Below are 16,350 nucleotides of genomic sequence, written 5' to 3' on the forward strand. Positions count from 1 at the left end.
TCGTCATTTTTGCGCGGGATCGAGCAGACCCGCGTCCGGATTGTCGAGCTTGCCGCCGCGATGCAGTTGCACCGCCCCGCCGAGGGCGCGGGCGACGTTCTGCACCTCCTGCTGGAATACCTCATCCTCGTCCAGCGCCTGGTGCGACGTCGCATAGGGCTGCATGTAGCCGATATAGCCATCGACCTCGGCCGTACGGCCTGCCGAGATCAACCCCATGTCGGTCAGCCAATCGGACAACGATCGGCGCAGCGTCTCCGCCCCGACAGCATCGCCGTGGGCGACGATGCCAAAGTAACGTCCCGCAAGGTGTCGCGGATAGGGCCAGCCCTTCAGCTCCAGCGCCTTCGCCTCCCCGGCATGCTTGCCATGCGTCGAAGAAGGATCCGGGTTACCTCCGTCTGCGCAAACCAGCCGATCCATCATGGATTTCAATCCGGCCGGTGCGTGATACCAGTTCACGGGCGCGACAAGCAGGATGCCGTGGGCGGCGACCCACAGCGGATAGATTTCGCTCATCCAGTCGTCGGTCTGGCCCAGCGAGTAGTTCGGATAGCAACTGCAGGGCCAGTGACACAGCGCCATCGAGGTTGCGACACAGGACTTGCAGGGATGAATCTGCTTCCCGAACTCGGACGCAAGACGCGACAGATCCAGGATGTCGGTCGCAAAACCCATTTCGTTGAACACGGGCTCGGCGAATTTCACCAGTCGCCACGTCTTCGACATCTCGCCCGGACAAGTGTGCTCGCTGCGCGAGGAGCCGTTGATGAGCAGAATGCGTGGATTTTCGTGCAAGTCATCGTGCCGCCGCTGCGCTTCCAGCACAGCTTCTCGCGCGGCGAGCCAATCCACCGCGATTTCGTAATCCGGATCGGCAAAGCCGGGTCCGGCCCTGCGCGTGACCGGCGCCTTGCGCGAATGGCTGTAGGCGTCCCAGGCCGCAGCAATGATTGCATCAAGCTCGTGTTGCAGAGGACCAAACACCGGGTCGATGAAACGGCGCCGATAACGACGCTCGAATTCCTCACGCGACAGTTTGACGGGCGGCATGCCCTTGCGGACGTCAGGATCACTCATGCTCTATCGTATCCGCGCGCAGGATTACCCGCCGCCTGAACCGCCAATCAATCCCGCTTCTTGTTGTCCAGCGCCTCGGCCATGTCGAGATGATGCTGAAGGGTCGGAAGCGTCTTGCCGGCCCAGTCCTTCAGCTTGGCATTGTCGCCGGATTTCGAGTAGCGCTGGAACAGCGACACCGCGTCCTTGTGCGCGCTCACCTGCATCGAATCATATTCATTGGCGAAATCGGCAGGCTTGGTGTCGCGCAGCTTGTCGAGCTTCTTCTGGTAGGACGAATCCATCGCGCCCGGGATCTGCGCCTTGACGTCGCCGCTGTTGACCAGTCCCTTCAGCTCGGACGTGGTCTTGGTGTGATCGGTGATCATCTGCTGCGCGAACTTCTTTTCGTCGGCGTTGCCCTTATCCTCTGCGATCTTGGCCGTTGCGATTTCGAGCATGTCGCTGTTCGCGACCTCCTTGACGAAATCATCCGTGCTAGGGCTGACACCGAGCACGGAATTGACGCCGGTCTTTTCGCCCACCGATTGGGCGAGAACCGCAGGCACGGCAAGCATCGTGGCAACCGCAGCCGAAACAATTAACTTACGCATCTTGGTCCTCCAGAAGGGATTGTCGCCACCCAATTCTGGAGTCGCGGCCTTAGTTCCTATAGCCGACCGGGTCGCACGGCGCGCCGCAGCGCAACCACCTGGTATGCGCCGTATGCGCCGTCAAGGAAAGCTCGCGCCGGTCATCCGATCCCGCGGCTTACTGCCCCCGGCGATGAGCCGAGCTAGATCCGCGTGACCGGCGGCGATGCCGATGATGAGGCCATGTGCACTTGCCTGATCGTCGTCACCGCCGCGATCGCCGCGGAAATGCCGAACGCAATCATGAAGCCTATAAGGGCGCGCCGTACTCCCGTCATGCGGCCTCCTTCGGACCGGGAGGCAGCGGAGGAATCTCTCCGTCCAACCAATCCTGCTCATCTGCCAAGGCCGTCCATGCCTGCGCCATGCGCATATAGCGTCTATATGCCGGCCGGCCCTCCGCGCGTTCCGCAAGCTGCAGGCAGTTTTCGGCGTTCTCTCGGAATATGTCTGACTGTTTCATAGACAAAGAGGTGGTAACGAACCTCGCAACCTCAACCATCCCTTACGCGATCGTAATGCACCGGAACCTGCGGCGACGCCTCCGGTTGATTCGGATGTTCAAGATCCCTTTCGCGCTTCTTTTCCTTGCCGGTGCCACCGTGCTTGCGACAAGCCGCGCCGAGAGTGACGCCGCTTTTGCTGCGGAAGCGACGCCGGCCGCGGCGGAGGTGATTGGAGAACTCTACGAGTTCGACCGGTTCCAGCAGGACGCGATCGAGAGTGCAGATGCACGGGGCAACGAGGAGATCAGGGCTTTTGCACTTGCACACGCCGATGCCGCACAGAAGCGTGACAAAGCGCTCACCAAGATTCAGGAAGAGGTGAACACCGATCCCGCGTTTGACTGCCAAGCGAGGCCGAGGCGCGCAGATCGATTGACAGCTTTGCAGACCTTCGACGGGCCGGACTACGTTCGCAATTTCTACACCGTCGAGGTCGCCGAACACAGGTCCGCGATCGCTCTGCTGCAGCGCTACCTGGCATCACCTGATAGCGAAACCGTGCGTGCGTTCGTGGCCGAACAGCTATCGACGCTTCGCGCGGCCCTGGAAGACGCCGAGGCTGGGCTGGGCGACGAATAGCTGCTCGCGCGCGATGATCGTGATCGCACCTCCGTTTAAGCCTGATCTGATTGGGAAGAACCGCTGTGCGCTTCTCCGCATCATCCTCTAACGCCCGACAGCGGGCTTGTTCTGCTCGTCGAGCGGAATGGTCGGGCGATTGCGCGTCTGTGGCATTGTGTCCCTGCCCTGATCGCCATTGGCGTCGCTGCCGCCCGACGTCGAGGTGCCGCTATCGCTCCGGCTCGATTTCGCGGCGCTTCCGGTGGTCGGCGAAGTGACGGGCGTTGCCGAGCTTGCCGCAGGGTCGCCGGTCACCGAGCCTCGCCCGCTCGGAATCTGCGATTGCGCCAGGGCCAGGCCGCCAGCCAGCGTCAGCAATGCCGCGAGTGAAATCGCTGTCGCTCTCATAACGTCTCCTTCGATTTGGTGCGAGGACACGAATTTTCGGCTGCAGCAGAAACCGGCGATTCGGCACGAAGTTCCCGCAGCAGACGGAACCTTGCGCGCGCCCGCGCGTCGAATGAGCGTCACAAGGAGAAAAGCATTGCATGGCTCGCAGTTCGGTCAGCGCGACGCGGTAAGGCTGCCGCCGGCAGCGGTCGACATGTCGAGAGTAGATCACCTCCGCAAGCCCGGCGCCCGGACCGTCGCCGAGGAATGTCCGGTTGCCTTCGTCTACCACGGCACGACGACCGCGGTGGTGATGGCGACGCCCGCGAACCTGACTGATCTCGCGATCGGCTTCAGCCTGACCGAAGGCATCATCGCCAGCCCCGCCGAGATCGAGGACCTGGATATCGTTCCGCACGCCGACGGCGTCGAGCTGCGGATGTGGCTTGCCACGGAGAGCGAACGAAAGCTGCAGTCGAGGCGACGACGTCTTGTCGGCCCGACCGGCTGCGGACTTTGCGGGATCGAGAGCCTGAGCGAGGCGGCGCGCCCGATTCCGGAATTGCGTCACGCTATGACCTTGACGCGGCGCCAGGTCAGCCACGCCGTCGAGATGCTGACGCTGGCGCAGAGCCTCAACATGGCGACGCGAGCGACGCATGCCGCAGGCTTTTACCTGCCCGAGGGCCGGTTGGTCGCGCTGCGCGAAGACGTCGGCCGCCACAATGCGCTGGACAAGCTTGCGGGTGCGCTCGCCACCGACAATCGCGATGGCAGCACAGGTGCCATCGTCCTGACCAGCCGTGTCTCCGTGGAGATGGTGCAAAAGGCGGCGGCGATCGGGGCCGGCGTGCTGATCGCGATTTCGGCACCGACCGCGCTTGCGGTGCGAACGGCAACGGCCTGCGGCATGTGTCTTGTCGGCATTGCGCGCGGCTCCGCGTTCGAGGTTTTCAGTCGCCCGGAGGCGATCGGCCCGGACTGAGCGACCCGTTGCCGCACCGGTGGTTCTGGATGCTGCGATGAACATACCACTGCAACCATCGTGGACCGACATTGCAGTCCGGCTGGCGCTGACCATGCTGGCGGGAGCGATCATCGGCTTCAACCGCGGCGCGCGGGGTCACGCGGCCGGCTTCCGGACCACGATCCTTGTCGGGCTGGCGGCCTCGGTCGCCATGATCCAGGCCAATATTCTGCTATCGGTGAGCGGCAAGACACCGCAGTCCTTTGCGATCATGGATCTGATGCGGCTTCCCTTGGGGATACTGACCGGCGTCGGATTCATCGGCGGCGGCGCCATCCTCAAGAGGGGCGATCTGATCACCGGCGTCACGACCGCCGCGACCCTGTGGCTGATGACGGTGATTGGCCTCTGCCTCGGCGGCGGACAGTTGCTGCTGGGAACGGCCGCGACAGTGCTCGCGGTGCTCACGCTTTGGATCCTGAAATGGGTGGATGGCGCAATTCCGCGCGAACATCACGCCCGTCTGGTCGTGACCTGCGAGACGAACTGGAATGTCGTTGAGCGGGTGTCAAATCTGGTCGAGCCTATGAAATATCGCGCCCACTTCCAGGGCCAGAAACATCATTCAAACTCGAACCAGACGGATTACGCATTCGAATTGTCCTGGCACCGGCCGGACCGGACGTCTTCGCCACTCGATGTACTACACGTCCTGGACCAGGACTATCGGATCACGCTGTTTGAGCTCATGACCGATCGCTAGCGAGCCCTCAATGCGTGTCGGTCTCCCGCCACTTCTCGAGATCGGATTTCCGCACGCTTGTGCTCTGTTCCTTTTCCAGCGGCTTCTTCCAAGGCTCATCGGTCTGCTTGAACGAACGCTTGTCTGTCTTTTCCCGGGGATCGTCGGTCGGCTTCTCGCGGCTCATGGCGTCTCCTGGATAAGGTTCACGTGACACCAATCTCACCGGCGCGGGCTGGTTCCTGCCGTCACGGGTTAAAGCCGGGCCATTGATTGGGCAGACTCGAGGAACCATCTGGCCGACCGAGAGTCTTGATAATGCTTCCGGCGCCGATCCCCCCTGTCACGTCGGGAGCACTCCGTGTGGAATGGCGGTCTCGGCGTTCGGCCCCTTGAACGCTGGGACCGTCGGCGGAGCTGCTATCGACTTTCCCCGGTAAATGATGGCCGATCGAGATGGCTGCGCCTCTTAAGGCCAATTGCGCGCCGCGGCATCGCCCTTTGTCTTGACGGACTCACGCGTCCATGCCGGTGCAAGCAAGCCGCATGGCTCCAGGCCCCAAATCCGCCTCGGCGGATTCCCACCAATCGTCCTTACCGCGGCGACTGCAGCCCCGGGGAGCTCAACCATCGATTGATGCGAACGGCGGTCTCCGCTTGACTCGCCTTGTTCAACAGCATATCGCGCTCTGGCCCTTGCGGAAGTTTCTCGGCAGCCTGGCGCGCGTCATCGGCGGCCCTTTGCAGGCGCTCGTCGAACGAAGCCGTGGGCTTGCGCCTGTTTCTCCTCATCATGGAAGCCTCCTGCTTCGAGACTTCCACAGAGTCTGCTCCAGAGGCGGCGCATCGTCGCTAACCTAATTTACCGCGCTGATGCAAATAAAACGACACTTGCTTGGAACGAATTCTCCATCGCGCGCTAAAGCTGCTGCCGGTTTGCCTTATCCTGCTCACCTCCGGGCACGCTCAAATGCACTTCATGCCCTTGGCGGATCGCAAGCGAGGCCGCGGCCGCGGCGGATTCGAAAGCCGATTCCTTGGTGGCATATTCGCCCTTGATGTCGCCGTCATGGAGGACACCCCATTGGTCTCCCACCGCGACGATCGCATATTGAGCAAGACCCATTTTACGATCTCCTTTGATGCCCGGAAGAAAGAACGTGCGCGTCGCTTGTCCGGTTCTCACGCGAGGCTCAGCACGACCTTCCCAACTGAATGCCCCTGCTCGACCGAGCCCATGGCGTCAGCCGCGGCATCGAGCGGGAACGTCTTTTGGACATGAGGCTTGACCTTTCCGGCCTCGATGAGCGCGGCGATTTCGGCAAGCTCATCGCCATTGGCTTCCACCGTATAGCGCAGCGCACGCACACCGCGTTCTCTCGCCTTCTCCTGCGAGGCCTCGGTCAAGGTCGAAACCAGCACCCCGCCTTTCTTCAGCAACTGCCAGGAACGCTCGCGCGTTTCGCCGTCGATCAGATCGAACACCATGTCGAGGTCGGAGGCGACCTCCTCAAAACGCTGCTTCTTGTAATCGATGACGACATCGGCGCCGAGGCCGCGCGCAAACTCGACGTTGTCGGTTGAGACCGTCGTAAGCACGCGCGCGCCGCGTGCCTTGGCGAATTGCACCGCGAAATGGCCAACCCCGCCCGAACCGCCGTGGATCAAGACAGATTGTCCCGCCTTCAGGCCGCCATGCCGGAACAGTCCCTGCCAGGCGGTCTGCCCCGCCAGCGGAACGCCGGCGGCATACAGGTGGTCCAGCCCGGACGGTTTCACCGCAACCGCCCTTTCATCCAACACGACCTGCTGCGCATAGCCGCCGCCATAAACCGGCACCAACCCGAAGACCTCGTCGCCGGTCTTGAAGCGGGTCGCCTGCGCGCCGCATTTCGCGACCACGCCAGAGACGTCGCGGCCCGGCGTATATGGCAGACGATCCTCTTGCACGGATGGGTATTTGCCCAGGCGGATCTTGAAATCGACGGGGTTGATGCTGGCCGCGCGCACCACGACCAGGAGCTGCCCGGCATCCGGCTGCGACTGCTCGAGCTCCTCGAGCTGCAGCACATCCTTTGCGCCGAAACGATGAAACCTGACTTTGCGGATTTTGCTCATGGGTGCGCCTCCTGGGTTCGAGGGCAACCCGGCACGGCACCGCCTCGTTCCTCGGTACGCGTCGTGCGCCTTGCACGCATAGAGTGAAAAGGGGCGGGCTCTTTCGAACCCTACCCCTTGGCCTTCCAGGGCCGTCCGGCTGGCTGTTCGATGATCAAGCGGCGCTACGCTGGGTGTGGCGGCCTTCCCTAAGCTCTTCGATGATCTTCTTGCTAAAGGCTTCGAGATCGCCCGGATTACGCGAGGTGATCACCCCCTGGTCGACGACCACCTGCGAATCCTCCCACTTCGCACCGGCATTCACGACATCGGTCTTGATCGATTTGTACGACGTCATCCTCCGTCCCTTCGCGATGCCGGTTTCGATCAGCAGCCAGGGCGCGTGGCAGACGGCGGCGACCACCTTCTTGGCATCGAAAATGTCCTTGATGAACTTCAATGCCTTGGGTTCGACCCGCAGCAGGTCCGGGTTGATCTGACCGCCCGGCAATACGATCGCCTCGTAGTCGGAGGGCGAGGCCTGGTCCAGCGTCTTGTCCACCTTGACCGGCCGCCCCCAGTCCTTCATGTCCCAGCCTTTGATCTCGCCGGCCGAAAGCGAGATGATCTCCACGATGGCACCGGCCTGCTTCAGCCTGTCGCGGGGCACCTCCAGCTCGGACTGCTCGAAACCGTTGGTTGCCAGAATGGCGATCTTCTTGCCGTTCAATTCCATGGGACACTCCTTTGCAAAAGCGTGTCCGCGTCAATCGGCAATTGCCGGCATCGTTCCGTGGCAGGGGGCTTCGGTCTAGCGCTTGGCGAAGTTCTGCTTCAGAAACACCAGCCCGTTATAGGTCAGCCGCGTTTCGCTGGTCTCCCCCGCCGCCACCTCGCCTTCGAGATAGGTCTCGAGGTCCGGAAGGGCCTGGTCGAATTTTTCCGCAATGCCCATCATCTCGCACGTCTCCTTGATACGCGCGATGGGCTTTTCCAGAACAGTGATTGTGGTGGTTGCCATGCCCCCATAATTCGGCCCCCGAGCAACCGTTCCGCATCCATCACGGGGAACAGGAGGCAGATGGCGGAATTGTTCGCCGGAGCCTGGAAAATTTCGCAAGGAGAGATCCAGCCGAAGAGAGTAGCTCGAAGCCCCGTCTTCGGCCTTCGAAAAAGGACGGGGTTTGTTAGGAGGGCGCCATGCCCTACGCCCTGTATGAAGAGAATGAGCGGCTGACACGCAGCTTCCCGACGGAGCAAGAGGTCTGGGCGGCTGCAGAACGCGCCGGCCTGGTCGAGACCCGACCTAGTGGCGAGAAGGTCCTGGACGGCAATCTCAAGATCAAATTTTGCGAATCGAGTCCGGACGAGGTGAGTGATCCGGACTCCGATTTCACTTTCTCCTGAGAGGCGCCGGAGGTATCGCAAGGTCTGGCGCTGCCAAAGCGCCAAGAGGATTAGATTCACTTGGTTGCCGCGGCCGTTCACCTCTCCCCAGCAGCGGCAGGGCCATCGCATATGCGGATCGCGCTGCAGGATCGGTGCGCCTTATCTGGTCGGTTGGCCCACAAATTCGTCATGCCCGGCCCGGTGCCGGGCATCCACGTCTTGCTTTCCGCGTGAAGAGAGACGTGGATGCCGGGTCAAGCCCGGCCATGACGAACCGAGCTTGAGACCTTCAGTTCGTTGGGTTTGGTCGGCTTCTCTTCCGCATCAACCACGGCCTCCACCAGGACCGGCTTCGATGAAGCCAGCGCTGCGCGGATCGCGGGCCCGATGTCATCCGGCTTCTCGCAACGGAATGCATCCGCGCCGCAGGCCTTCGCGAACGCCACGAAGTCGATCGGCGGTAGGTCGCAACCGAAGGGCGGGTTGCCAATGTCCTGCTGCTCGAATTTCACCTCGGCAAGGCTGTTGTTCTTGAGAAGGATGATTTTGACGGGCAGGTTTTGTGCGACCGCGGTCGACAACTCCGCCATCAGCATGGCAAATCCGCCGTCGCCGACCACGGTCACCGCCTGCCGTTTCGGAAAGGCCAATTGCGCCGCGATCGCAAAGGGCAGCCCGGGTGCCATGCTGGCCAGCATGCCGGTTCCGGTCAGGCGCTGGTTCTCCTTAAGGCGCAGGCAGCGTGCCGCAAAATGCGTGTTCGCCCCGCAATCCAGGCAAATGACCGCGTCATCAGCCAGGAGGTCGCTGAGCGCACGCACCACCATCTGTGGACGCAACGGGCTGCGCGCGCTGCCCTCGACATTATCGAGCAGCGTGTTCCAATCGGCTACGCGATGCTGCGCTTCAGTAAGGAACGAACGGTCCTGCTTGGGAGTGATCAACGGCAACAGCGTCATCAACGTTGCCTTGACATCAGCCACCAGACCGACTTCCACGGGATACCGCAGGCCGATGCGATCGGCCTTGAGATCGATTTGGACACCGCGCGCCTGCCCGGGCGAGGGATAGTACTCTTCCCATGGCATGGTCGAACCAAGGATCAAGACCGTGTCACAATTCTTCATGATCCATGACGACGGTGCGGTGCCGAGATCACCGATCCCGCCCGTGGTCAATGGAGAATCATCGGCCAGCACCGCCCTGCCCAGCAGCGACTTTGCAACCGGCGCGCCGAGCGCGTCCGCAAGCCTCGTCACTTCCTCGCGAGCATGCAGCGCGCCCTGCCCGGCGAGAATGGCGACCCGCCGTCCGGAATTGAGAATGTCGGCCGCGGCGCGAACCTCATCGGCAGGCGCTGCTGCCAGCGGCGTGGTCCAGGACGAGGACGTGCGAACGCCCGGATTGCGCATCGAGCGCTTGCCGGCGGAAAGCCGCATCATCTGCACGTCCTTGGAGATGGTCAGATGCGCCACCCCACGCTCACCCAGCGCCGCTCTGCAGGCCCGGTTTGCGACGATCACGGCATGCTCCGGTCCGGTCACCTCCTCGTTGTAGAGCGCGACGCCGCGCATCAGCCCGACGGTATCAACGCTTTGCTGATAGCGCAGGCCGGTGAGGTCGTGAAAGGTCAGGCCGGTCAGCGCCACGACCGGCGCGCCGTCGAGGGCGGCATCGTAAAGCCCGTTGAGGAGATGAATCGCACCTGGCCCCGTGGTGCCGACGCACACGCCGAGTTGCCCCGTATGCTTGGCAAAGCCCGAGGCCATGAAAGCCGCGGCTTCTTCATGGCGCACGCCGATGTAACGGATCTTGTCCTGCCGCTTGCGCAGGGCCTCGATCACCGAATTGATGCCGTCGCCGACGACACCGAATGCGTGCGTGGCGCCCCAGGCGACCAATGTGTCGACGATGATGTCCGCAGTCGTCTCGTCCGCGCCGAATGACGGCGCCGGCTGCGGCGACATAGCGGACGTGACTTCACTCGGTTCCGCAGCCGCGGACGGACTTGCATTGATGCTCGCGAGCGCCAATCCGGTGGTTGCGATTGAAATGAAGTCCCGGCGATCAAGGTCCGACTTCTGCGGCATGGCGCAGCTCCCGACTTGCGAATGCGGGACAAACCGCAGCGCTCCGTTAGGTTGCAGAACTGCCGCCATAAGCTTTGCGTGACGTACGCACTAGGAACTTTCACAACCGGCTCGCGTTCGGCCAGCGGTGGTGAACGCATGAATTTCCCGAGCCGACGAACCCTGCTTGCGGCCGCGGCCGCCTTGGGCACCAACGCTGCGATGGCCAGTGAAAGTAACGAGCCTGTTATCGGCAACAAGGGCGCCCCGATCATCGGTCCGCGCAACCACGATCGCGAGCGGCAAAACCCCGACATCCTGCGGCCGCCGTCCACCGATCACGGCACGTTGCCGAATTTGCGATTCTCGTTCGCCGACGCGCACGTGAAGATGCGTGACGGCGGCTGGTCGCGCGAGGTGACGCAGCGCGAGCTGCCGATCTCGACCACGATGGCCGGCGTCAATATGCGCTTGAAGTCGGGCGCGGTGCGCGAGCTGCATTGGCACAAGCAGGCCGAGTGGGCCTTCATGCTCGCCGGAAACGCGCGGATCACCGCGGTCGACAACGACGGACACAACTTCATCGCCGATGTGCGGGAGGGCGATCTCTGGTACTTTCCATCCGGGATCCCCCACTCGATCCAGGGACTAGCCAACGACGGCTGCGAATTTCTGCTGGCGTTTCCCGATGGCCAGTTCTCCGAGGACTCCACCTTCGCCATCACCGATCTCTTTGCGCATACCGACCGTGAGGTCCTGGCCAGGAATTTCGGCGTCGACGCAAAGGCGTTCGATCATATTCCAAAGCAGGAGTTGTTCATCTTCCAGGCCGAGCCGCCACCGCCTCTGAACACCGACAGCATCAAGGACCCGCTCGGGGCGGTGCCACAAAACATGATGTTCAAGTTGATGGAACAGCAGCCGACCACCTCGCCCGGCGGGCGCGTGCGCATCGCCGATACGCGCAACTTCCCGATCGCCACCGACGTCGCGGCAGCTCTGGTGGAGGTCGATCCCGGCCATATGCGCGAGATCCATTGGCATCCGAATGCGGACGAGTGGCAATATTACATTTCCGGTAAAAGCCGGATGACGGTGTTCGCCGCAGAGGCCAACGCACGGACATTCGACTTCCAGGCCGGCGATGTCGGTTACGTGCCGATGTCGATGAGTCACTTCATCGAGAATACCGGCAATGAACAGCTCCGTTTCCTCGAGTTGTTCAGATCACCGCGATTCATGGACGTTTCGCTCGCGCAATGGATGGCGTTGACGCCACGTGAACTGCTCGAGGCGCATCTGAAGATCGAACGCAGCCTCCTTGATGGTATCCGAAAGGACAAGCAGCCGGTGGTTTGAGCGGTAAGGCGGGAACCGTTCCCAAGGAAAGAAGTTTCCCACGCGTGTCATCCAACAAAGGGAGTTCCCGTTCATGATGAAGACCAGACTGGCAATTGCCGTACTGCTCGCAGCGGGCTTGGCCGCCTCGCCTCTTACCGTGCAAGCGAAGTCGTACAAGCACACCAGGCATTCGCACACCTCGTCGATGACGACCGGCTCTAATATGAAGTCATCAGGTGGCACGACCGGCATGAGCCGCAGCACGAGGGGCAACACCTCGAGCGAAGGCAATGTCGGCCCGGGCACGACCAATAACAACGGTCCGGCTCCCGGCGGCCGCTGACCGCATCGACTGGCTCAGCGCCCAGAACAGAAAGAGCCCCGCATCTTTGCGGGGCTTTTTTCGTATCGCGCGACCAGCCTCCCCGTGAGGGCGGCGCACGACTGCCCGTTCCTGCCAAAATGGCGGGCGATGACTGATCGGAAAAACCGAATATTTTGACATAAACGATCTGTTAGATTAATTGATCACAGGGATCGATATTTGGGCGAGCCCAATTGAGGAGCCGCCCATGACGATCCCGCCCGAGAACCGAGTTGCATCTCCCGCCACCCATTGCAGCGCGGCTTATGCAGGACTTCCATTTCACCCGCCCGCCGCGCTGGAGGCAGCACCGGGCGCGTTGCTTGCTGGAGCCATCGCGGTGAGCGCATTTCTCGCACATGCCGTTCCGGGAATGACTGCGTTAAGTCCGATGATCCTTGCCATTGTGCTCGGAATGGCCTTCCACAATTTCATCGGCACGCCAGCAATCGCAAAACCCGGTATCACCTTCAGCCTGCGGCGGCTGCTTCGCATTGCGATCGTCCTGCTTGGCTTTCAATTGACGGTGGGCCAAGTCCTTGACGTCGGAGGACGCGGATTGATCATCGTCGCGGCGAGCTTGACCGCGACGTTCCTGTTCACCGTCTGGCTCGGTCGCCTCCTGAAGGTCGATCGCAAGCTGACGCAGCTCATTGCCGCCGGGACATCGATCTGCGGCGCTTCCGCGATCATCGCGACGAATACAGTTACCGAAGCCCATGATGAGGACGTCGCCTATGCCGTCGCGTGCGTGACCGTGTTCGGATCTGTCGCGATGTTTGCCTATCCCCTTCTGCCCCGGCTGCTGCATCTCGATCCGCATGCCTACGGCCTGTGGAGCGGCGCTTCGATCCATGAAATCGCGCAAGTCGTCGCGGCAAGCTTCCAGAACGGCCAGCGCGCCGGCGAATTCGGCACCATCGTCAAGCTGGCCCGGGTAATGCTGCTTGCTCCTGTCGTCTTCGCCCTGAGCATCATGCAGCGCCTCGCGGCCGGCCGCAGCGCGGCCAGGACGGCACGGCCGCCGCTGCCCTGGTTCGTTCTCGGCTTCACCGCCGTTGTTGCGCTCAACAGCGCGATGCGGATTCCACCGGAGGTCAGCAAGGAGATCGCGCTCGTCACGACGTTCCTGCTATCGGTCGCGCTCGCAGCCATGGGCCTGGAGACCGACGTGTCGAAAATCCGGGCGAAGGGACTGCGGCCGGCGGTTCTGGGCGCGATTTCCTTTCTTTTCATAGCAAGCTTCAGCCTGGCCCTCATTAAACTCGTCTAACCATTCGTTCAGTCCAGCTCGTCCAGTCCAACTTTCTTGGGGTGATTCGTCATGACGCTCGAACAGCTCCGGATCTTCGTTGCGGTCGCAGAGAAGCAACATGTCACGCAGGCCGCGCGCGAGCTCAACCTAACGCAATCCGCCACGAGCGCGGCGGTGGCGGCGCTGGAGGCGCGTTACGGCATCAGGCTGTTCGATCGCGTCGGACGCGGCATCGTTCTGACGCAGACGGGCCACATCTTCCTCGGTGAAGCACGTGGCGTGCTCGCAAGGGCCCGCTCCGCCGAACAGGCCCTTCACGATCTCGCAGGATTGAAGACCGGGAAGTTGACGCTCGCTTCCAGTCAGACCGTCGCCAACTATTGGCTGCCGCCGAGGCTGCAGGCGTTTCAGGCGGCTTATCCCGGCATCGAGGTCAGCGTCAGGATCTCCAATACCGAACGGGTCGCAAGCGATGTGCGCGACGGCACGGCCGATATCGGCTTCGTCGAGGGGGAGATCGATGACGGCGCGCTGGCCGTGCGCCGTCTCGACGGCGACGCCCTGGTCATCGTCGTCGGTCCGCGCCATCCCTTCGCCAGGCAGCGGAAGCTGCCTCCGGATTGGATGACCCGCACGAGCTGGATACTGCGCGAATCCGGTTCCGGCACACGCGCGATGCTCGAGGCAGCCCTGAAGAAGCGCGGGCTGAAGCTCGCGGACCTCAATGTGCAGCTCGTGCTCGCCTCAAATGAGGCGATCCGCAGCGCCGTTGAAGCCGGCACCAGCGCGGCCGCCATTTCCAACCTCGTGGTCGAAAAAGCCATCGCGACCAAGACCCTGTTCAGGCTGGAAGGCGAGTTCGCCCAGCGCTCGTTCTACGCGATCAGACACAAGGAACGCCACGTGAGCAAGGCGGAAGCCGCCTTGATGTCGCGCGTTGTCGGCCAGCGCGCCGCCTCGCCTCAGGTGTTGTGATTATCGTTCGATCGATCCGGTCTGCCGGATCTTCTGCTGCAGCAGCATCACGCCGTAGAGCAAGGCTTCTGCGGTCGGCGGGCATCCCGGGACATAGATGTCCACGGGGAGGATGCGGTCGCAGCTACGCACGACCGAGTAGGAGTAATGGTAGTAGCCGCCGCCATTGGCGCATGAGCCCATCGAGATCACATAACGGGGTTCCGGCATCTGGTCGTAGATCTTGCGCAGGGCCGGCGCCATCTTGTTGCAGACCGTACCGGCGACGATCAGCACGTCCGACTGGCGAGGCGAAGCGCGCGGCGCAAAGCCGAAGCGCTCGGCATCGTAGCGCGGCATCGACATCTGCATCATTTCGATGGCACAGCAGGCAAGCCCGAAGGTCATCCACATCAGCGAGCCTGTGCGGGCCCAGGTGACGAGTTCATCGATCGAGGCGATCATGAAACCCTTGTCGCCGAACTGCGTGCTGATCGACGCAAACGGCGGCGGGACCTCCCGCCGGTGAGGAGAATAAAGCGGCTCAGTGGACTGAAGCATGCTGTTGCTCGCGCTTGGAGCTTTCAGGCGCTCAACCGGCTGCGCGCGAACTCGTTCCTCCGGCCCTCGCTTCATGCCGCCGCGACCGGCGCGGTAAAATACACGATCGTATGATGAACTCTGCGAATGAGCCGCCCGTTATAGGGATGACGCTCTCGAGCGTCCGGGTGTTGACGGAACTTGCAAGGAATGGCCGACAAGCCGCTGCGACGACACAAAACAACAGCGACGCGCCTCTGGCCTCTGCTCGCTATAAACTTCTTCATGGCCGACATGCAGTCCGGCATCGGCCCGTTCGTCGGCGTGTTCCTGCTGCAGCACGGCTGGGCCAGCGGCATGATCGGGACAGCCATGACCGTCGGCAATGTAGCCGGCATGCTGATCACGACGCCAGTGGGCGCGGCTATCGACGCATCAACCCGTAAGCGCTTATGGGTCATCATCCCGGGCATGACCGTGGTCGCCGCGTCCTCGATCATCTTGCTTCGGCAAAGCTTCTGGGCCGTGACGGTGTCGCAAATCGCGACCTCGATTGCGGGCGCCGCGATCGTGCCGGCCGTCACCGGTATCACCCTCGGCATCGTCCGGCAGCGTGGCTTCAATCGCCAAAACGGCCTCAACCAGGCTTTCAATCATGCCGGCAACATGGCAGGGGCCGCGCTGTCGGGATACCTGGGGTGGCAGTTCGGTTACGTTGCCGTCTTTCTGCTCTCGGCCCTGTTCGGCGTGATCACGATCGCCTGTGTGCTGATGATACCGCCTCGCTCGATCAATGACCGCGCCGCACGCGGCAGCAAGGAGGATGATCCCGAAAGCCGCCCGAGCGCCCTGCGGGTGCTGCTCAAGCACAAGCCGCTGCTGGTCCTCGCATTGGCGCTGGCGGCGTTTCACCTCGGAAGCGCCGCGATCGTTCCCCTCTACGGCATGGCAGCGGTGTCGGACGGTCATACGACGAATGGTCCGAGCTTCGTCGCCGCCACCATCGTGATTGCGCAAGGCGTGATGATCGTCGCCTCCGTGCTCGGCATGCGAGCGGCGGAGGGCCGGAACTACTGGCCCATCCTTCTGGTCTCGTTCCTGGCTTTGCCATTACGCGGCGTCCTCGCATTTTTCCTGACGGGCTGGTGGGGCGTCGTTCCCGTCCAGATCCTGGACGGCGTCGGTGCCGGTCTGCAGAGCGTCGCCGTGCCAGGCATGGTGGCGCGCTCGCTGAACGGAACCGGTCGCGTCAACCTCGCACAAGGCGCCGTGATCACGATCCAGGGTGCGGGTGCAGCACTCAGCCCAGCCCTCGGTGGCTGGATCGCGCAATGGATCGGCTTTGCCCCGACCTTCCTTCTGCTCGGCGGATTGGGGCTGCTCTCGGTCGCGTTATGGGTCGCGTTTGGCGCGGCCGTCAAACATTACTGAGCGTTCAATGCCCGGCGCGGCGAGCCCGGAAC

At 62.5% G+C, this 16,350-nt stretch carries 20 protein-coding genes and 1 pseudogene; 9 read left to right on the top strand and 12 right to left on the bottom strand.

What is annotated here, in order from left to right:
- Positions 1-3: 3 nt before the first annotated feature.
- The 4 genes from P6U23_RS30680 to P6U23_RS30695 form a co-directional block, all read right to left on the bottom strand.
- Positions 4-1,080, bottom strand: a complete 1,077-nt coding sequence (locus tag P6U23_RS30680) for a flavodoxin family protein (protein WP_407176117.1) — start codon at positions 1,078-1,080, stop codon at positions 4-6.
- A 47-nt stretch (positions 1,081-1,127) separates the two neighbouring features.
- Positions 1,128-1,673 carry a DUF4142 domain-containing protein gene (locus P6U23_RS30685; RefSeq protein ID WP_407176118.1) on the bottom strand — a complete coding sequence of 182 codons (546 nt, stop codon included), beginning with the start codon at positions 1,671-1,673 and terminating at the stop codon, positions 1,128-1,130.
- Between the two features lie 182 nt (positions 1,674-1,855).
- Positions 1,856-1,990, bottom strand: coding sequence for a hypothetical protein (locus P6U23_RS30690; RefSeq protein ID WP_407176119.1), 135 nt, complete (start codon positions 1,988-1,990; stop codon positions 1,856-1,858).
- The gene (locus tag P6U23_RS30695) at positions 1,987-2,175 is read right to left on the bottom strand and encodes a hypothetical protein (protein ID WP_407181642.1); all 189 of its coding nucleotides are present in this window, start codon (positions 2,173-2,175) and stop codon (positions 1,987-1,989) included. Before P6U23_RS30695 ends, P6U23_RS30690 begins: the two co-directional genes overlap by 4 nt.
- A gap of 55 nt (positions 2,176-2,230) precedes the next feature.
- Here P6U23_RS30695 and P6U23_RS30700 point away from each other — a divergent pair, with 55 nt between their 5' ends.
- Entirely contained in the window at positions 2,231-2,797 is a 567-nt protein-coding gene (locus P6U23_RS30700) for a DUF4142 domain-containing protein (RefSeq protein ID WP_407176120.1), read from the top strand.
- 87 nt (positions 2,798-2,884) lie between these two features.
- Here P6U23_RS30700 and P6U23_RS30705 read toward each other — a convergent pair whose 3' ends face one another.
- Positions 2,885-3,187, bottom strand: coding sequence for a hypothetical protein (locus P6U23_RS30705; RefSeq protein WP_407176121.1), 303 nt, complete (start codon positions 3,185-3,187; stop codon positions 2,885-2,887).
- A 196-nt stretch (positions 3,188-3,383) separates the two neighbouring features.
- Between P6U23_RS30705 and fdhD the strand changes: the two genes are divergently transcribed.
- Both fdhD and P6U23_RS30715 read left to right on the top strand, forming a co-directional pair.
- Entirely contained in the window at positions 3,384-4,154 is a 771-nt protein-coding gene (gene fdhD, locus P6U23_RS30710) for a formate dehydrogenase accessory sulfurtransferase FdhD (RefSeq protein WP_407181643.1), read from the top strand.
- 37 nt (positions 4,155-4,191) lie between these two features.
- Positions 4,192-4,899, top strand: a complete 708-nt coding sequence (locus P6U23_RS30715; RefSeq protein WP_407176122.1) for an MgtC/SapB family protein — start codon at positions 4,192-4,194, stop codon at positions 4,897-4,899.
- A 7-nt stretch (positions 4,900-4,906) separates the two neighbouring features.
- On the opposite strand, the gene P6U23_RS30720 is transcribed toward P6U23_RS30715, so the two are convergent.
- From P6U23_RS30720 to P6U23_RS30740, 5 genes are all read right to left on the bottom strand, one after another.
- A complete protein-coding gene (locus tag P6U23_RS30720; RefSeq protein WP_407176123.1) occupies positions 4,907-5,065 on the bottom strand; it encodes a hypothetical protein in 159 nt (52 codons plus the stop codon).
- A gap of 732 nt (positions 5,066-5,797) precedes the next feature.
- On the bottom strand, positions 5,798-6,004 hold the full coding sequence (locus tag P6U23_RS30725; RefSeq protein ID WP_407176124.1) for a hypothetical protein: 207 nt from the start codon (positions 6,002-6,004) through the stop codon (positions 5,798-5,800).
- A gap of 56 nt (positions 6,005-6,060) precedes the next feature.
- Positions 6,061-6,996 (bottom strand): NADP-dependent oxidoreductase, encoded by a 936-nt coding sequence (locus P6U23_RS30730; RefSeq protein ID WP_407176125.1) that lies wholly within the window; start codon positions 6,994-6,996, stop codon positions 6,061-6,063.
- A gap of 154 nt (positions 6,997-7,150) precedes the next feature.
- Complete coding sequence (locus tag P6U23_RS30735; RefSeq protein ID WP_407176126.1) at positions 7,151-7,711, bottom strand: type 1 glutamine amidotransferase domain-containing protein; 561 nt, start codon at positions 7,709-7,711, stop codon at positions 7,151-7,153.
- Positions 7,712-7,786: 75 nt separating this feature from the next.
- A complete protein-coding gene (locus P6U23_RS30740; protein WP_407176127.1) occupies positions 7,787-7,996 on the bottom strand; it encodes a hypothetical protein in 210 nt (69 codons plus the stop codon).
- A gap of 179 nt (positions 7,997-8,175) precedes the next feature.
- Between P6U23_RS30740 and P6U23_RS30745 the strand changes: the two genes are divergently transcribed.
- Positions 8,176-8,382, top strand: a complete 207-nt coding sequence (locus P6U23_RS30745; protein WP_407176128.1) for a hypothetical protein — start codon at positions 8,176-8,178, stop codon at positions 8,380-8,382.
- Between the two features lie 236 nt (positions 8,383-8,618).
- Here P6U23_RS30745 and P6U23_RS30750 read toward each other — a convergent pair whose 3' ends face one another.
- On the bottom strand, positions 8,619-10,454 hold the full coding sequence (locus tag P6U23_RS30750; protein ID WP_407176129.1) for a thiamine pyrophosphate-dependent enzyme: 1,836 nt from the start codon (positions 10,452-10,454) through the stop codon (positions 8,619-8,621).
- Between the two features lie 138 nt (positions 10,455-10,592).
- Here P6U23_RS30750 and P6U23_RS30755 point away from each other — a divergent pair, with 138 nt between their 5' ends.
- The 4 genes from P6U23_RS30755 to P6U23_RS30770 all read left to right on the top strand — a co-directional run bounded on the left by P6U23_RS30755 (position 10,593) and on the right by P6U23_RS30770 (position 14,368).
- Positions 10,593-11,792: an oxalate decarboxylase family bicupin gene (locus P6U23_RS30755; protein WP_407176130.1), complete on the top strand. Its 1,200-nt coding sequence runs from the start codon at positions 10,593-10,595 to the stop codon at positions 11,790-11,792.
- Positions 11,793-11,865: 73 nt separating this feature from the next.
- Entirely contained in the window at positions 11,866-12,117 is a 252-nt protein-coding gene (locus tag P6U23_RS30760) for a hypothetical protein (protein WP_407176131.1), read from the top strand.
- A 229-nt stretch (positions 12,118-12,346) separates the two neighbouring features.
- Positions 12,347-13,411: a YeiH family protein gene (locus tag P6U23_RS30765; protein WP_407176132.1), complete on the top strand. Its 1,065-nt coding sequence runs from the start codon at positions 12,347-12,349 to the stop codon at positions 13,409-13,411.
- Between the two features lie 51 nt (positions 13,412-13,462).
- Positions 13,463-14,368: a LysR substrate-binding domain-containing protein gene (locus P6U23_RS30770; protein WP_407176133.1), complete on the top strand. Its 906-nt coding sequence runs from the start codon at positions 13,463-13,465 to the stop codon at positions 14,366-14,368.
- Here the strand turns inward: P6U23_RS30770 and P6U23_RS30775 are convergent.
- A pseudogene (locus tag P6U23_RS30775) lies at positions 14,369-14,857 on the bottom strand (NuoB/complex I 20 kDa subunit family protein); the annotation flags it as partial.
- A gap of 315 nt (positions 14,858-15,172) precedes the next feature.
- On the opposite strand from P6U23_RS30775, the gene P6U23_RS30780 reads away from it, so the two are divergent.
- Entirely contained in the window at positions 15,173-16,318 is a 1,146-nt protein-coding gene (locus P6U23_RS30780; RefSeq protein WP_407181644.1) for an MFS transporter, read from the top strand.
- Positions 16,319-16,350 lie beyond the last annotated feature (32 nt).

Source organism: Bradyrhizobium sp. STM 3562 (assembly GCF_045571435.1).
In the GTDB taxonomy this organism is placed as follows: domain Bacteria; phylum Pseudomonadota; class Alphaproteobacteria; order Rhizobiales; family Xanthobacteraceae; genus Bradyrhizobium.

Excerpts from the sequence above, each read along its gene's own strand:
- P6U23_RS30770 (WP_407176133.1), top strand. The coding sequence starts at position 13,463 with ATGACGCTCGAACAGCTCCGGATCTTCGTTGCGGTCGCAGAGAAGCAA.
- P6U23_RS30695 (WP_407181642.1), bottom strand. The coding sequence starts at position 2,175 with ATGAAACAGTCAGACATATTCCGAGAGAACGCCGAAAACTGCCTGCAG.
- P6U23_RS30750 (WP_407176129.1), bottom strand. The coding sequence starts at position 10,454 with ATGCCGCAGAAGTCGGACCTTGATCGCCGGGACTTCATTTCAATCGCA.
- P6U23_RS30735 (WP_407176126.1), bottom strand. The coding sequence starts at position 7,711 with ATGGAATTGAACGGCAAGAAGATCGCCATTCTGGCAACCAACGGTTTC.
- P6U23_RS30725 (WP_407176124.1), bottom strand. The coding sequence starts at position 6,004 with ATGGGTCTTGCTCAATATGCGATCGTCGCGGTGGGAGACCAATGGGGT.
- P6U23_RS30780 (WP_407181644.1), top strand. The coding sequence starts at position 15,173 with ATGGCCGACATGCAGTCCGGCATCGGCCCGTTCGTCGGCGTGTTCCTG.
- P6U23_RS30765 (WP_407176132.1), top strand. The coding sequence starts at position 12,347 with ATGACGATCCCGCCCGAGAACCGAGTTGCATCTCCCGCCACCCATTGC.
- P6U23_RS30715 (WP_407176122.1), top strand. The coding sequence starts at position 4,192 with ATGAACATACCACTGCAACCATCGTGGACCGACATTGCAGTCCGGCTG.
- P6U23_RS30760 (WP_407176131.1), top strand. The coding sequence starts at position 11,866 with ATGATGAAGACCAGACTGGCAATTGCCGTACTGCTCGCAGCGGGCTTG.
- P6U23_RS30730 (WP_407176125.1), bottom strand. The coding sequence starts at position 6,996 with ATGAGCAAAATCCGCAAAGTCAGGTTTCATCGTTTCGGCGCAAAGGAT.
- P6U23_RS30745 (WP_407176128.1), top strand. The coding sequence starts at position 8,176 with ATGCCCTACGCCCTGTATGAAGAGAATGAGCGGCTGACACGCAGCTTC.
- P6U23_RS30705 (WP_407176121.1), bottom strand. The coding sequence starts at position 3,187 with ATGAGAGCGACAGCGATTTCACTCGCGGCATTGCTGACGCTGGCTGGC.
- P6U23_RS30680 (WP_407176117.1), bottom strand. The coding sequence starts at position 1,080 with ATGAGTGATCCTGACGTCCGCAAGGGCATGCCGCCCGTCAAACTGTCG.
- P6U23_RS30755 (WP_407176130.1), top strand. The coding sequence starts at position 10,593 with ATGAATTTCCCGAGCCGACGAACCCTGCTTGCGGCCGCGGCCGCCTTG.
- fdhD (WP_407181643.1), top strand. The coding sequence starts at position 3,384 with ATGTCGAGAGTAGATCACCTCCGCAAGCCCGGCGCCCGGACCGTCGCC.
- P6U23_RS30685 (WP_407176118.1), bottom strand. The coding sequence starts at position 1,673 with ATGCGTAAGTTAATTGTTTCGGCTGCGGTTGCCACGATGCTTGCCGTG.
- P6U23_RS30720 (WP_407176123.1), bottom strand. The coding sequence starts at position 5,065 with ATGAGCCGCGAGAAGCCGACCGACGATCCCCGGGAAAAGACAGACAAG.
- P6U23_RS30700 (WP_407176120.1), top strand. The coding sequence starts at position 2,231 with ATGCACCGGAACCTGCGGCGACGCCTCCGGTTGATTCGGATGTTCAAG.
- P6U23_RS30740 (WP_407176127.1), bottom strand. The coding sequence starts at position 7,996 with ATGGCAACCACCACAATCACTGTTCTGGAAAAGCCCATCGCGCGTATC.
- P6U23_RS30690 (WP_407176119.1), bottom strand. The coding sequence starts at position 1,990 with ATGACGGGAGTACGGCGCGCCCTTATAGGCTTCATGATTGCGTTCGGC.